This window comes from Flavobacterium sp. Sd200 (assembly GCF_009826935.1).
Lineage (GTDB): Bacteria > Bacteroidota > Bacteroidia > Flavobacteriales > Flavobacteriaceae > Flavobacterium.
Window position 1 is genome coordinate 144,584 of sequence record NZ_WUMN01000006.1, and the last position, 15,709, is coordinate 160,292.

A 15,709-nucleotide genomic window follows, 5' to 3' on the forward strand; every position below is an offset into this window, starting at 1 on the left:
TTATTCTAAACCCTCCCACCAATGGTCATATTTTTTTCCGATGGCATTTAGGTTTACTTTTTCGCCTATCATTGGGGTAGTGGTTGGCATGTTTTGTTTTTCGGCTTCTTTGGTAACACGTTTTATGGGTTCGTCCCAGCTGTGCACACTTAACGAAAATTTGGCCCAATGCACCGGCATCAGGTTTTGCGCCTTAAGATCCTGTGCGGCAGTAACCACCTCTTCGGGCATCATGTGTATGTATTTCCAGTATTCGTTATATTGGCCGCATTCCAACAATGCAAGATCAAAAGGGCCAAAAGCATTGCCTATAGCTTTAAAATGCGTGTCGTAGCCGGAGTCTCCGCCTAAAAACATTTTAAATGATGGTGTTTGAAGTACAAAAGACACCCATAGCGCAGTATTACGTTTTAATCCGCGGCCCGAAAAGTGCCTGCCCGGAGTAATGTTCACTACAAAACCGTTGTCTAAAACCAGTTCATCGTGCCAGTTGCCTTCCTTTATAATTTTAGGGTCATAGCCCCAGCGTTCTAAATGTTCGCCTGTACCTAAACCCGTAATTACCTTTTTTACTTTGGTTTTTAGCTTAAGCACAGTTTCATAGTCAAGATGGTCCCAATGATCGTGCGTAATGAACAGGTAATCAATTTCAGGAAGATCGTCTGTTGTATAGGCATCAGATCCGGCAAAGGCCTTTGTAGTAAAACTTATGGGAGATGCGCTACCGCTAAAAACAGGGTCTACCAGCATGGTTTTGCCGTCGGCCTGAATAAAGTAAGACGAATGCCCAAACCATACCAATATGTTTTCGTTAGGGTTAAGATTTTTGAGATCTGTTTTTACAGATGGCAACGGGTTTTTAGGCGCGTTGGTTTTGCTCTTTCCAAAAAAGAATTTGGTAAATACTTTGTAGTAAGTGGCTCCCTCGGCAAGATCGGGTGTAAAGTGCTCATTTTGAAATTGCCCATCTTTATAATTCGATGCCTGTTGTATTTTACTGAGCCTGCCTGCACCGGGTTTACGGCCAAATTTTGGGTGGTATAAAAAAAGGGTTACGCTAACAGCTATAACCACAAGTACAATAAGAAACCTCATGGAGTTGAATAAATATCTTACAAAGGTATGCAAAATTCATGCCGCCATACTTAAACGTGCTCCTATACAAAAAGTTAGTGTATGCTAAAACAAAAAAAGCAGGTCTTGTAGACCTGCTTTTTTAATTTGGATTTAGAACAAAATTATTGTTTTACTATCCTGAAATGTGCTGTTTTAGTACCGTTAGTAACTTTAAACAGATAAATGCCGTTAGCAAAAGATGCAATGTTAGCATCTGCAGTAGTGCCGCTCACCTTTTTATCCATTAGTAACTGACCTGCCAGATTGTAAACAGTTATACCGGTTATACCCTCTGTAGATGATACAGTTACATTATTGTTTGTCGGGTTAGGATAATACTCTAAGTTAGCAAAAGTACTATCTTTTAAGCCCGCAGTGCTACAGGTTACAGTTGCGCTCCAACCTTCTCTTACAGTACCTTGGTCTGATATAAACTCAAACGTAAGCGATCTGTCCGCTGCTGTGCTTGTAAACGGACCAGGGATTTCTGTACCGCTGTAAGAACCGATAAGCGGAGATGAAGTGTTAGGGCCGTTATAAACACTTAGTATATCAAAGCCTGACTCTGTATTAAAAGTATTAAAGGTAACTGTATATACTTCGTTGGCATTTTCCGGTTTAAGTGTGCGTATTACGCGCTGGCTGTCACGATAGTTCTCTGATGCACCTCCCGTATCATAGAATACAGCACCTGAACACCAATCGGCAGAAGTTGCTGCATTAAATACCAAAGCCTCTCCCTGCATTCCGGTATCACACAATGGCCTTATACCAAACCTGTAGTAAGTGTTTGGGGTTAGGTTCTCTATAGTTATAGAGTTTGTATCTACCCTCCTGTAATTTATCGGCGTGCCGTTTACACTGGTGTTGGCAACCTGCCAAGGGCCGTTTCCTGTGTCTTCCCATGTTAGTGTTACCGATGTTAAAGTACTGCTTACCGCTACAGAAGTCACAGTATTTATACAGGTAGTAATACAGTCTGTACCAAGGCATCGGGATGCGTTTATATGAGCAAGTATTCTTGCAAGAGGTTGAGGTCCAAATCCATTGGTAAAATTGATCCCTGCGCTCACAAGATGGCAATAGCTCATTATAGTTCCACTTGTTGGTATTGGCCCTACTGCACAGTTGCCCTCTACAAAACCTGCTGTTGTACCACAACCGTCTATTGAAGTGTTATTTCCATTCCAGTAACAACCGTGCGTGTGAGGAGATCCAAACACGTGGCCAAGTTCGTGAGTTATTACCTGAACCGTCCATGAATATGAAGGCACACTACTAAAACTCATGTTAACATCGCTAAAACTCATGTTTCTGGCAGTACATATACTCCCGATGCCTCCGGCAACCCCACCAAGGCCACCGCCGTTTGTAGTAATAAACTGGGCTACATCGGCATCAAAAACAGGACGTCTTACAATAAAGGCCTCCAGATAATCGGAAGAGCTTGATCCGGTGTAACCATCTTCTTCTGTCCACACAAATACAGATCGTAATGCTGTAGTAATACCATCATTAGCAAAAAGTGTTTGCGAGTTGTTAAATATAGATGTAATCCAGTTTGTAGCATTTTCAACACTCGAGTTGTTAGCTATATAGGCATCATAATCAAGTTCAAAATATAATGTCACACAACGCTCGCTAAGTGCGTCCTGCGGCATACGCGCATGGTTGTCAGGAAGTTCGTCACCGTCAGAAATTCCACATGAAAAATCAAAAGGAACCGTAAGCTGGGCATCGCTGTAAACAATATAATCAGATACGTTACCTGCTTTTTGCAATTTGCCTACTACAAGGTTATTAAGCTCTGCAGAAGATATTATACCGTTCATTTCTGAGTTAAAGAAGTTAAACGAGGCCAAAGAGTTAGTATCTCCGTTTATGATACCACGATAGAATACTCCTTTTACCTGAGCGGCATTTAATTGTTTATCAGTATCTACATGGAAATCATTGGTAGTGATTTCTACACGATAAAGCAAAACGTTTATAGTATTCCCATCATAAGGAATTCCAAGTTCAATGTAAGGATACTTGTTTGCAACAATGTTTTGAAGCACACGCTCGTTTAATGTGGCAAATGTTGCATTATTAACTACAGATGCGGCTTTGCTGTCAATAGTGTTAGAAACAGTAAGTGGCTCTACCCTTTTAAAGGGGGTTTTAGCCTCTGTAAGTTCGTTTACACGGGCGGCTATTTTTTGTTGCCCGTAAAAAGACATAGCACTTAGCAATGCTATTAGAAGAGTAATTTTTTTCATGAATAAAAAGGTAATTTAAAACTAAAACGCATAGTATGTTTATGTATTGTTAAACAATGTTACAAAAAATGATGGTTAACAGCATTTTAAAAATGCCTGTATAACTTATATTTTAAAATTTAACCTGCCGAAACCTTTATAGATGATGCGGCAGGTAAACTATTTAGTTAAGACTTTTAAGGTCTTTTATAACTTTAAATGCAAGGTCTACTTCCTGCTCGCTTACCAGTATGGTAAATTCAAAAGAGGTAGATATAACTTCTACAATAATTATGCCCTCCCAGGCAAGCCTTTGGAAAATATAGTAATAAACCCCCGGAGTAGATATATTATCTTTAGGCAGTTTTACTGTTATAGAGGCTAAGTTGTTGTTGCGCTCTATAAGTTTTTCATCGGCAAAAAGACGGTCAACCACATTGCTCATGGTATTGCTAACCACAATATTGGTTTCGTTTACACCTCTTGATGAGGTATAAAAAACATCGGGGTTGGCATTAATGCTTGTAATAAGCTCTGCCTGTTTGTTAAGGATAGTGTCAGAAACGGCAAAAGTATAATCAGTAAGGGATGATCTTACGGTTATTTCGCCAATAGCTTTTAAAACTTTAACAATCTTGTGGTTAACCCTGAAATCAAGGTCTTCGCTAAGTCTTTTTAAAGACATAACAACAGCTCCCTGCTTTACATCTTTGCCCAGTTCCTGTTCCAGTTCGGGCATCATGTTGCGGGCAAGCGACGTAAGGTTAATAATTCCCTGCGAAAGGGCGCTCAGTAAAAATGGCTTGGTTTTAATGTAGTGCTCTACTACACTCGAAATCGTTTTCATGCTAAATAGTTGTGTTTGTTGTTGTTCTGTGGGAAGCAAATATAACACAATTCAACAAATTGTTAAATATTTAACAATTTAAAAATGATAAAAAGCGTCTTCAAGATGCTCAATATCATAACTGTCCCCGTTTTTCTGCACGGCTATAATATCAAACCGTGCTTCAATATCAAGGTCATTTATAATAATGTACTCATTTACAGCCTTAACCAGCAATTGTATTTTTTTTGGTTTTACAAAATCCTGTGGGAGGCCAAAATCAGCCGTAGAGCGTGTTTTAACCTCTACAATTGCAAGTATATTGTCTTTTTGGGCAATAATGTCTATTTCTGCTTTTTGATATACCCAATTTGTTTCGAGCACATCATACCCTGCCTTTTCTAAAAAAGCAACAGCCAGTTCTTCGCCAAGTTTGCCTAAATCGTTATGTTCTGCCATTGTTTGATAAGTAGCGCATCTAAGTTAAACTATTTTTAAACAGCATGGCAGATATTTTGAATGGGGCAATATTTTGTAAATTTGAATATAACCAACACATCACAATTATGGATGCACTTATAGCCAAAGCCGCCCTGCAAATAAATAAACCTATAGACAAAGTTTTTGAAGCTGTTATAAACCCCAACATAATGGCTAATTATTTTATATCTAAAGGATCAGGCAGGATGGAGCAGGGGCAAACCCTGCAATGGAGTTTCCCGGAGTTTGAAGGCAGTTTTCCTGTGCGTGTGGGTGCTGTTGAGCCTAACCAAAAAATTGTTTTTTACTGGGATCATGAGGGTAATGAGCACGAGGTAACATTAATTTTTAAAGCTTACAAACAGTCTACAGTGATAAAGATAACTGAAAGCAGCGAACCTGTTACCGAGGGCGGACTTGCATGGGCTATTGGCAACACCGAAGGCTGGGCAGGATTTTTATTGTGTATGAAAGCCTGGCTGGAATATGGCATACACCTGCGCCCAGGTGCTTATGACTGGCGTTTTGATGCAAATGCCAATATATAACCTAATTAAAAGTTACTTTAGTTCCGGTCGAAGATACCGCAAGTGTTACCTGCCTGCCAAAAACCAGTGTACGGTTGTCCTGAATATGCCCGGCCGGGAAGTTAAAGCAAATGGGTATGTTGTATTCTTTTGTAATATCCTGAATTATCTGCAATGCATCGTGCCCCCACGGAATGTCGTTGTCGCGCATTTTGCTCATCGCACCAACAATAATGCCCTTTACATTTTTAAAATAGTCGTTGCGTTTAAGGTTCATCATCATACGATCTATGTGATACAGATATTCATCCAGATCTTCAATAAAAATTATTTTGCCTTTATAATCTGCCTCAGATGCGCTTCCCATAATGCTGTACAATACTGAAAGATTGCCGCCTACCAGCTCTCCTGTTGCCGTTCCTGTTTTATTGTAAGCATGTGCAGGCAGCGAGTAGCTTAGTTTTTCTCCAAACAATGCTTTTCTAAAACTCTCAATAGCCTCGGGTGTAGCCCGTGCAACACTAATGCTTACCAAAGCATGCATAGTGGCAATATCCATGTTGTTAATATGGCTGTGCAACACGGTGGCATCGCTAAAGCCTATAAACCATTTAGGTTTCTTTTTAAATTTTGTAAAGTTAAGTCGGTCAACAATTCGCACGGTGCCATAACCGCCCTTAGCACACCAAATGGCTTTTATTTTTGGGTCGTCCAGCATTTCCTGCAAATCGGTGGCGCGCTGCCAGTCCTGTCCGGCCAGTTGGTTGTTGTCCAGCCCAATTGTTTTACCCACCACAACATTAAGTCCCCAGCTTTTAAGCAATTTTATAGCAGGCTCTATAGGACCGTCGCTCACTTTGCGGGCTGTGGCTAATATGCCTATAGTGTCGCCCTTTTTTAAATAAGGCGGTATTTTGAGGGTAGATTGTGCCCCAGCCTGTGTTATTACAAGCAAAAAAGCCATTGTAACTAAAAACCGCATTTGTTTATGCATTGTATTATATCTTCTCAGGAACAAACATAATCATTTCTTACTTTATGCGTATATCCTCATAAAATTATAAATCAAATCACATAAAAAATGTGTTAAATCGTTGTAGCCCTATTTATTCAATGTGATTAAATGTTATATTGTAAGCTATAAATATTAACAATAAACATTATGAAAAATCTTTACGCTATTGTTTTTATGCTGGCACTGCTATTAGGGCACGAGGCAAATTCGCAATGCATCAGCCCGCCTCCGCCATCTGATGTTGTTGCAGAATCTACCTCAATATGTCTTACCGGAACAGTAGAGTTGTCTTTAAGTACAGGCTATAATGCATCTTATACTTACCAATGGCAAAACTCGCCTAATGGCGGTCAGTTTTTTGATATTGCCGGGCAAACAGGGCCTACACTTAGCAGGGCTCATAATGGAATTGCCTGGTACAGGTGTACCATTAGGTGTAACGGCGCAGGACAGCCTACCTATAGCTCATCTGTAAGGATAGAGGCTTCGGGAGAACCATGCAGCGGCATAGCCTGCGAAACTGCACCCGAAATGGCCACTGTTTTAGCAACATCGACATCTGTTTGCAGTGGTACAAATGTTCAGCTTAGTTTAAGCACCACATACAATAATGGCGAACTGATACAATGGCAATATGCAGGTTTTAATGGCTTTTTTATAAATATTGATGGAGCTACTAATCCTACACATACTGTAAATGTAAGCGAAACGTTTGTTTACAGGGCGGTTATTACCTGTGCGGCAGGCAATCTATCTACTACTACAGAAGCTGTGGAAATAGCCATTTCTAATGTGCCTCCGGTTTTGGCAGATGTAATGCCTGTATTTTGTTCGTCTTCTGTGGTTAACAGCCTTAACAGTGCACTGCAAGCTACAGATAATCCTGTTTTATGGTACGAAACTCCAACAATTAATACCCCACTCAATGGAAACGAGCTGTTAGTAAATAATATGACTTATTATGCGGCACAGGTGGTTGATGGGTGTGAAAGTATCATCAGGACGCCAGTTACTGTAACATTTACCGAAATTGCACTGCCTGCATTTGCAGATGTAAATGCCTGCGGAAATTATATACTTCCCGACTTGGATTTAGGAGATTATTACACACTTCCAGATGGTGGCGGAACAATGATACCTGCAGGGACAGTTATACAGGTAGATACAACAGTGTATGTGTACGTTAGTGCACAGGGCTGTAGCGCACAGCAGAGTTTCACAATAGATATTTCTGACATTCCGCCACCACCTACAGGAGCTACAGACCAAACCATGACATCGCCGCAAGGTGTTGTGGCAAGGGTGCTACACATACATGTTACCGGCACTAACGTGCAATGGTATGAATCTGCCGAAGATGCACAGGCAGGTATAAATGCGCTCGACCCGGAAACACCGCTTATTGATGGTGCTACCTATTATGCCACACAAACAATAAATGGATGTGCCAGTACCCGTATACATGCTGTATCTGTAACGGTTGTTGTATTAGGTACTAACGATTTCGATACTTTCCAGTTTAGTACTTATCCTAATCCGGTTACCGATGTTTTAAATATTTCGGGTAACAGTAATATTACATCGGTTAAAGTGCTTACACTTTTAGGCCAGGAGCTCATAAACCTTAAAGTAAATACGACCAATGCGGTTGTAAATATGGGCAGCCTTGCCAATGGCACTTATCTTGTAAATGTCGAAGCCGCTAATGGCACTAAAACAGCAAGAGTTGTAAAAAAATAATCAGTTCAAATAATTTTATTATATCCCGGCTTTGTTATGCAGCCGGGATTTTTTTATGCAATTCATTTAACAAATAGGCTTTTTGCGCAGCGAAAATTATTAGCGTAATATTTCGTACTTTTGCCTGTAAAATCAATACGCAAACAATGTCACAAAACCCAAAACGCTATACAGTTACTGCTGCACTGCCTTATACTAACGGTCCTATACACATTGGGCACCTTGCAGGTGTGTATGTACCCGGAGATATTTACTCACGCTACCTTAGATTGCAGGGGCGCGATGTTGCCTTTATTTGCGGAAGCGACGAGCACGGTGTAGCCATATCTATGAAGGCTAAAAAAGAGGGCATTACCCCGCAGGAAGTAATTGATAAATACCATGCGATAATCAAACAGAGCTTTGAAGATTTTGGGATATCTTTTGATAATTATTCGCGCACCTCTGCAAAGGTGCACCATGATACAGCATCGGCATTCTTTAAAAAAATGTATGATGCAGGCCAGTTTATAGAAGAAGTAACCGAGCAGCTTTATGATGCAGAGGCAAACCAGTTCCTTGCCGATCGTTTTGTTATTGGCACCTGTCCTAAATGTGCTAACGAAGAGGCTTATGGAGACCAGTGCGAGCGCTGTGGAACATCGCTTAACGCAACCGACCTTATAAACCCTAAGAGTACCATTACCGGAAGCACGCCGGTATTAAAAAGCACCAAACACTGGTTTTTGCCTTTAGACCAGTATGATGCATTTCTTCGCGAATGGATATTGGAAGGCCACAAGAACGACTGGAAACCAAACGTTTTTGGTCAGGTAAAATCGTGGTTAGACGATGGGCTTAAACCCCGTGCCGTTACGCGCGACCTTGATTGGGGTATTCCTGTACCTGTAGAGGGAGCAGAAGGTAAAGTACTCTACGTTTGGTTTGATGCGCCTATTGGTTATATATCGTCTACCAAAGAATGGGCTGCGCGAGAAGGAAAGGATTGGGAACCATACTGGAAAAGCGATGACACTAAGCTGGTGCACTTTATAGGTAAAGACAATATTGTGTTCCATTGTGTAATATTCCCTGCCATGCTTAAAGCAGAGGGCAGCTACATTTTGCCCGATAACGTTCCGGCAAACGAGTTCCTTAACCTTGAAGGCAACAAGCTTTCTACATCTAAAAACTGGGCGGTGTGGTTGCACGAATATTTACAGGATTTCCCGGATCAGCAGGATGTACTGCGCTACTCTCTTACCGCCACAGCACCGGAAACGAAGGATAACGATTTTACATGGAAAGATTTTCAGGCACGCAACAACAACGAACTGGTTGCCATTTTTGGTAACTTTATAAACCGTGTGGTTGTGCTTACCAATAAATATTACAACGGAGTAGTGCCCCAGCCTAATGCTTTTAGCGCTGTAGATGAGGCTACGCTGACCGAAATGCGTGCCTACCCTGCCGTGATTGCAAGTTCTATAGAGCGCTACCGCTTTAGGGAAGCCCTTACCGAACTTATGAACCTTGCGCGCCTAGGCAACAAGTATCTTGCCGACGAGGAGCCTTGGAAAATGATCAAAACCGATGAGGAGCGCGTAAAAACCCAGATGTATGTAGCCCTGCAAATAGCGGCTGCATTGGCAGTATTGAGCGAACCTTTCCTGCCGTTTACTGCGGCTAAGCTTAAAGGTATTTTAAAGCTGGATGAAAGACCGGAATCGGTTATAACATTAGGTATTGTTGATGAGACATTAAGCGCTAACGATGCCAAAGTTTCGCACAAAACTGTGTGGGACGATGTTGCTGTTAAACACGAACTTTTACCTGCCAACCACCTGATAGGCCAGGCCGAACTGTTGTTTGCTAAAATTGAAGATGAAGAAATTCAGAAACAGATAGATAAGCTGGAAGCTACCAAAACTGCTAACCTGGCCGCTACCAAAACTGCTGAGCCTCAAAAAGAGCTTATACAGTATGACGACTTTGCCAAAATGGATATCCGTACGGGTACTATTCTTGAAGCCGAAAAAATGCCAAAAGCAAATAAGCTTTTAGTACTTAAGGTAGACACAGGCATTGATGTGCGCACTATTGTGAGCGGCATTGCCGAAAGCTTTAAGCCCGAAGAAATTATTGGCAGGCGCGTTAGCGTACTGGTTAACCTTGCCCCCCGCAACCTGCGTGGTGTAGAAAGCCAGGGAATGATACTTATGACCCAAAATGCCGAAGGCAAACTGGTGTTTATTAACCCGGATGCTGAGGGCGTTGATAACGGTGTAGTGATTAGTTAATAATAATACTATTAAAATAAGAAATGCGTGATTTAGTCTAAATCACGCATTTCTTATTTTAGGTTTTTTCTGGCTCAAAAATTGCTAACTTAAACTAAAAATTAGCGGGCTATGATCCTTAAAAAAATACTTCCTTTATTCGTGTTTATCCACAGCGTGGTGTTTGGTCAAAGTTTACTGTCTGAACATAACCTCGACCTTAAAAGAGGGGAGATGTATCATGAGATACTGACAGCACCAAAGGCCAGTGCCCGTGGGCTTACGGTTTTTGCTGCAGATAAAATAACACTAACGGCCCTGCGCTACACCAGTGTGCTGTATTATGCCGATAGTCTTGTGGCAGACAGGCCTGATATTTATGAGTATAACCAAATGGCAGGCTATAGTTATAGTGCAAATGGACAACCGTCTGTATACTGGGTAGGCCGCGATTACAAAAAAATACAGGAAGTTTATTTCGATTTTGAGACGAAAAAGGTAAGTGATTATTTTTATGAACTTCCGTTTAAGGACGAAGAGATACTGACGACCTTTAGCGAAAACAATTCATTTTATATAGTTACATTGCCCAAGCTTGGCTCTAGGTTAAAGTTTTATATTTTTAACGAGGGCAAATATATACAGCGCACGCTTGATTTCTCTAAATTCAATTTTACCGATGCAAAAGACAGGCCAATAAGTTTTAACAGGCTGCTGGAAAGCTATCCACTGCAAAAAACAGATGAGAACAGTTACATGCAGTTGCCCGATGTTGCTGCAAAGTTAAAGTTTTATGTCAGCAACAAAGCCATTGTTTTTACATTCGACCAAAATCCGGCGTTTACACAAATAATTTCCATAGATACCGATACATTTACTATTGCAGAGAAAAAAGTTTCTCAAACAGCCTTAAATGATGCTAAAACAAATTCTTTTATGCTGTATGGGCAGCTCTATCAGCTTGCACTCAATAAAGACGAACTGGTGCTCTCATGTACCGGGCTCGATTCTGTTTCGCAAACAAAGATCTTAAAGGTTGAGGCAGAGGAGGCCATTGCATTTAAAAACTCGCCTTTATTGTTACAAACTGATAGGCAGATCGAGATCAAGGATACTAAAAAATTTCTCCGCAGGGCCAACAGCGGCAATGCCGCAATATCGGTTTACAGAACTCCAAATGACTTGCTTGTTGTGGCAGGTGCTGTGCGCTATATAGCTTCTTCCGGATATATAATGGGCTTGAGTGATGCAGGCATAGACCCGTCCGACATGTTTCCTCCCGAGGTGCAAACGGTTTATTTTGAAAGTCTTTTTGATGATGGTTTTGTTCATAAAGATGTACCCCAGCAAAGACTTGCCGCTGATTATATGGGACAGTTTATGGCACAAAATGAGCGCAGTATATCATTTCAAAGTATTTTTAAGTACGATTATTATTATGTTTTGGGTTTTTATGATGCCCGCCAAAAGAAATATGTCCTGTTGAGGTTTGAAGACGATTTTGTGAGATAAGAGCCCGTTCGTTTTTTTAGCAATGGTTACCTTTGCAGGATTAATTTTTGAAACAAATGCCTGTTAAACTAAACCTTGATACCTGGCCACGTAAAGAACACTTTGAATTTTTCAGTAAATTCGACGAGCCTTTTTTTGGGCTTGTAGCCACTGTAGATGTTACTAAAGCCTACATTGCAGCTAAGCAAAAAGGGATTCCGTTTTTTATTTATTACCTGCATAAAACACTGATGGCGGTTAACAGTATAGAGGCATTTAGATATCGAATTGCCAACAATGAGGTCGTGGTGCATGATGTTGTAGATGTATCGTCTACCATAATGCGCGAGGATAAAAGTTTTGGTTTTTCATACATTCCTTTTAAAGAAGATATTAATCTTTTTACAGACGTAGCCCAAACTGAAATAGAGCGTGTGCGAAATACCCCGGGGCTTTTTACCCGAACGTTCGAACACGATAACCTTATCCATTTTTCGGCATTACCGTGGGTGGATTTTACCTCGCTGTCGCATGCGCGCAGTTTTACTTTTCCTGATAGTTGCCCTAAAATATCAGTAGGTAAAGTAACTATAGAAGAGAATGGAAACCGTAAAATGCCGGTATCGGTACATGTGCATCACGGGCTTATGGATGGTTACCATGTTGGGCTTTTTTATGAGGCACTGCAACAGGCTATGGATAGTGAAATATAGTTGACAATGCTTCCCATAGCTTACCACCCCATATACAAACACCCGTTGCCGGAAGGGCATCGTTTCCCTATGCTCAAATATGAGTTGCTGCCACAGCAGTTACTGCACGAAGGCATTGTTACTACACAGGATTTTTACACGCCCGCCCTGCCCGATATGCAGCATATAATGGCAGTGCACCATAAAAACTATGTAGACGATTTACTCAACCTTACACTAGACCCCCGGGCAGCACGAAAAACAGGATTTCCGTTAACGGCGGAGTTGGTAGAGCGTGAACTGCGTATTGCCCAAGGAACCATTTGGGGTAGCGAAGTGGCACTGCAAACAGGCATTGCCTTTAATATTGCAGGCGGAACCCACCATGCCTACAGCACCCACGGCGAAGCCTTTTGCCTGCTTAACGACCAAGCCATTGCTGCACAATATCTGCTTGATAATAAACTTGCAAAGAAAATATTGATAGTAGACCTTGATGTGCATCAGGGCAATGGCACTGCCGAAATATTTGCACGAAACAATGCGGTGTTTACCTTTTCTATACACGGTAAAACCAACTATCCGTTTAAAAAAGAAGTGTCTGACCTTGATATTGCCCTACCAGATAACACCGGGGATGACGAATATCTAAGTATTCTGGGCGATAGGTTGCCTAAACTTATTGATACTCAAAAACCCGACTTTGTTTTTTACCTGAGCGGTGTAGACATACTTGATACCGATAAATTGGGCAAGTTGGGTTGCAGTATTAATGGCTGCAAAGAGCGCGATGCCATAGTTTTAAGCCTGTGCCACAAGCTGGGCATACCCGTGCAGTGCAGCATGGGCGGCGGCTACAGCCCCGATATTAAAACCATAATAGAGGCACACACCAACACCTATAGGGTTGCCGCAGGAATATATCCATAGTTATTCAGTCAAATACCCAACAAACACCTAACACTCAACACCCATTACCCAAATACCTTAGACCTGTTTAGAAAGAATATCGGTAACTATCATCCCTGCATGAACGCGGGAGTTTTCTATAAACCATTTGTGGGTTTCCATACCACCGCAAACCACGCCTGCCAAATACAATCCGGCAACGTTAGTTTCCATGCTTTTGGGGTTGTATTGTGGGGTGCAAAGCAGGTCATCGCTAACAGCAATGCCTGATTTTTTAAGGAAATCAATATCAGGACGGTAGCCCGTCAGGGCCAGCACAAAATCATTTTCTATTGTAACTGTGCCGTTTGGTGTAAATATTTCCACCTCATTTTCACGTATTTCAGTTATCGAAGAATAAAAATACGCTTTAATGCTACCCTCGGCAATGCGGTTCTCAATATCGGGTTTTACCCAATATTTTACCCGATCGTTTATCTGGTCTTTTCTAATAACCATAGTAACCTCAGCTCCCTTGCGCCAGCATTCCAGTGCCGCATCTACCGATGAGTTATTGGCTCCCACCACCACCACTTTTCTAAAAGCATACTCATGTGCTTCCTGATAGTAGTGGCGCACCTTGGGCAGGTTTTCGCCAGGAACATCCATATAAACCGGAATGTCATAAAATCCGGTGGCAATAACCACGTTATTGGCACTATACCATCCTTTGTCAGAGTGTATTATAAAAAATCCGGACTCCTGTTTGTTTATAGAAAGCACTTTTTCGCTCAATTTTATGTTGAGGTTAAAGTGCCTCTGTATGTTGCGATAATATTCTAATGCCTCCTGGCGGCCGGGTTTTGGGGCAATACAGTTAAACGGAATGTTGCCAATTTCCAGCTTTTCGGCAGTAGAAAAAAACGTCATGTACAGCGGGTAGTTAAACAGGCTGTTTACCAACGCGCCTTTTTCGAGTATTAAGTAGCTCAGGCCTTTTTGCTGCGCTTCTATTGCACAGGCCATGCCAATGGGGCCGCCGCCTACAATTATAACGTCAAATAAAGTATCTTTTACTGCCATGTGTTGTAAGGGTTTCGGCTAAGGTAGGCATTGTAGTAACGTTCGCTTCCGGTTACTTCTTCGCCCAGCCACAGGGGTTTTTCAAAAGCTTCATTTTCTTCAGCCAGCTCCACCTCGGCAATAACAAGTCCGGCGTTGTCGCCAAAAAACTCATCCACTTCAAATATGTGGTTGCCTGCTTTAACCTCGTAGCGAATTTTGTCAATAGCGCCTTTTTCGCATAAGGCTAAAAGCTGTTCTGCATCAGCAACGGTTATTTCTTTTTCCCACTCCATACGGCTGGTGCCGCTCTCGTTGCTTTTGCCTTTTATGGTTAAAAATCCCTGTTCGCCTTTAATGCGCACACGCACCGTGCGCTCCGGAACCGAACTTAAATAGCCCTGCACTATGCGTTTTTGCACAAAAGCTTCGTGTTTGTAATTATCGTTAAGCACTAAAAACTTGCGTTCTGTCTCTATCATTGTGTACTAAAAAATGTAGTGGCAAGTTACGGAATTGTGTGGAGGGATTTTGTATTTTTAGCCAGTAAATTCTATATACCGGGTTTAAAAATGAAAAAGTACTTTTTCGATTATTTTGCTAAATGGTGGTATAGTGCAATCGGATTTCTATTGTCATTTTTTATTTTCATAATTGCACTAACAATCATTCGGCGAGAACTTTTTTTCGAGGCCAGTATAGGATTGATAACAGCATCAATCCTATCTGTTTTTATTTCAGCTATTGTACAACTTTTTAAGAGAAATTGGCTTATAAGTATAGTACAAATTATTGCTGCTATTATCATATTTAATTCACTTTCATTTTTTCTTCTTTATTTATCAGAGGATTTTTATGCTAATGGGTTAGAATTGCCTACTGATGTTAAATTAGAAAAACCAATAGATTTTAAAAATGGTATAGAGGATGAAATTGCCCTTCAAAATTCACGCCCTTATAATTTAAAGTTTGTGCTTGTTAATTCTTTTCAGCCAGGTATCTATAAATATTACTTTTGGTTCAAACCCAAAGAAAAAGGCACTGTATATCTCAAAGCTTTTGAGATCACTCAAAATGATCCACTTTCAGCCGAACGGTTAAAACAACGATCTGCTATTAAAGTAGATAAAGGATTATATAAAGTATATGATCAGGAATTTACCATTTACGAAGGAGATTGGGGACAACCTTATGGCGCAAGAATTGAAGTGTGGTTTAAGCCAGCAAGCGGTAAGGGCGATTATAAGTTGCTTCAAAAAAATTATAAAATTGAAGGTTGGATGCGATGAAGGCTGTGTATATAGATTGTTCCCCCTCCCAAACCTATATTAAAATAGCACCATTGTACTGCTAACTAAACTTCAATTTGTATTT

The 15,709-nt window shown here is 41.1% G+C and carries 14 protein-coding genes; 7 read left to right on the plus strand and 7 right to left on the minus strand.

Annotated features, from left to right (window positions below):
- The 4 genes from GR160_RS15600 to GR160_RS15615 form a co-directional block, all read right to left on the minus strand.
- On the minus strand, positions 1-1,095 hold the full coding sequence (locus tag GR160_RS15600) for an MBL fold metallo-hydrolase (protein WP_160750820.1): 1,095 nt from the start codon (positions 1,093-1,095) through the stop codon (positions 1-3).
- A gap of 143 nt (positions 1,096-1,238) precedes the next feature.
- The gene (locus tag GR160_RS15605) at positions 1,239-3,377 is read right to left on the minus strand and encodes a M12 family metallo-peptidase (RefSeq protein ID WP_160750821.1); all 2,139 of its coding nucleotides are present in this window, start codon (positions 3,375-3,377) and stop codon (positions 1,239-1,241) included.
- 163 nt (positions 3,378-3,540) lie between these two features.
- Complete coding sequence (locus tag GR160_RS15610; RefSeq protein WP_160750822.1) at positions 3,541-4,203, minus strand: aspartate kinase; 663 nt, start codon at positions 4,201-4,203, stop codon at positions 3,541-3,543.
- 78 nt (positions 4,204-4,281) lie between these two features.
- The gene (locus GR160_RS15615) at positions 4,282-4,641 is read right to left on the minus strand and encodes a YraN family protein (RefSeq protein WP_160750823.1); all 360 of its coding nucleotides are present in this window, start codon (positions 4,639-4,641) and stop codon (positions 4,282-4,284) included.
- A gap of 107 nt (positions 4,642-4,748) precedes the next feature.
- Here GR160_RS15615 and GR160_RS15620 point away from each other — a divergent pair, with 107 nt between their 5' ends.
- Positions 4,749-5,210 carry an SRPBCC domain-containing protein gene (locus GR160_RS15620; protein WP_160750824.1) on the plus strand — a complete coding sequence of 154 codons (462 nt, stop codon included), beginning with the start codon at positions 4,749-4,751 and terminating at the stop codon, positions 5,208-5,210.
- A gap of 1 nt (position 5,211) precedes the next feature.
- On the opposite strand, the gene GR160_RS15625 is transcribed toward GR160_RS15620, so the two are convergent.
- A complete protein-coding gene (locus GR160_RS15625) occupies positions 5,212-6,171 on the minus strand; it encodes an LD-carboxypeptidase (protein ID WP_160750825.1) in 960 nt (319 codons plus the stop codon).
- 180 nt (positions 6,172-6,351) lie between these two features.
- Here GR160_RS15625 and GR160_RS15630 point away from each other — a divergent pair, with 180 nt between their 5' ends.
- The 5 genes from GR160_RS15630 (at position 6,352) to GR160_RS15650 (ending at position 13,315) form a co-directional block, all read left to right on the plus strand.
- On the plus strand, positions 6,352-7,944 hold the full coding sequence (locus GR160_RS15630; protein WP_160750826.1) for a T9SS type A sorting domain-containing protein: 1,593 nt from the start codon (positions 6,352-6,354) through the stop codon (positions 7,942-7,944).
- Between the two features lie 146 nt (positions 7,945-8,090).
- The gene (gene metG, locus GR160_RS15635; RefSeq protein WP_160750827.1) at positions 8,091-10,223 is read left to right on the plus strand and encodes a methionine--tRNA ligase; all 2,133 of its coding nucleotides are present in this window, start codon (positions 8,091-8,093) and stop codon (positions 10,221-10,223) included.
- Positions 10,224-10,334: 111 nt separating this feature from the next.
- Positions 10,335-11,714, plus strand: a complete 1,380-nt coding sequence (locus GR160_RS15640) for a hypothetical protein (protein WP_160750828.1) — start codon at positions 10,335-10,337, stop codon at positions 11,712-11,714.
- Between the two features lie 56 nt (positions 11,715-11,770).
- Positions 11,771-12,406, plus strand: coding sequence for a chloramphenicol acetyltransferase (locus tag GR160_RS15645; RefSeq protein ID WP_160750829.1), 636 nt, complete (start codon positions 11,771-11,773; stop codon positions 12,404-12,406).
- Between the two features lie 6 nt (positions 12,407-12,412).
- Positions 12,413-13,315 carry a histone deacetylase gene (locus tag GR160_RS15650; RefSeq protein WP_160750830.1) on the plus strand — a complete coding sequence of 301 codons (903 nt, stop codon included), beginning with the start codon at positions 12,413-12,415 and terminating at the stop codon, positions 13,313-13,315.
- A 57-nt stretch (positions 13,316-13,372) separates the two neighbouring features.
- On the opposite strand, the gene GR160_RS15655 is transcribed toward GR160_RS15650, so the two are convergent.
- Positions 13,373-14,356, minus strand: a complete 984-nt coding sequence (locus tag GR160_RS15655; RefSeq protein WP_160750831.1) for a YpdA family putative bacillithiol disulfide reductase — start codon at positions 14,354-14,356, stop codon at positions 13,373-13,375.
- The gene (locus tag GR160_RS15660; protein ID WP_160750832.1) at positions 14,347-14,817 is read right to left on the minus strand and encodes a CYTH domain-containing protein; all 471 of its coding nucleotides are present in this window, start codon (positions 14,815-14,817) and stop codon (positions 14,347-14,349) included. Before GR160_RS15660 ends, GR160_RS15655 begins: the two co-directional genes overlap by 10 nt.
- 90 nt (positions 14,818-14,907) lie before the next feature.
- Here GR160_RS15660 and GR160_RS15665 point away from each other — a divergent pair, with 90 nt between their 5' ends.
- Positions 14,908-15,624: a hypothetical protein gene (locus tag GR160_RS15665; protein WP_160750833.1), complete on the plus strand. Its 717-nt coding sequence runs from the start codon at positions 14,908-14,910 to the stop codon at positions 15,622-15,624.
- The last annotated feature ends 85 nt before the right edge of the window (positions 15,625-15,709 follow it).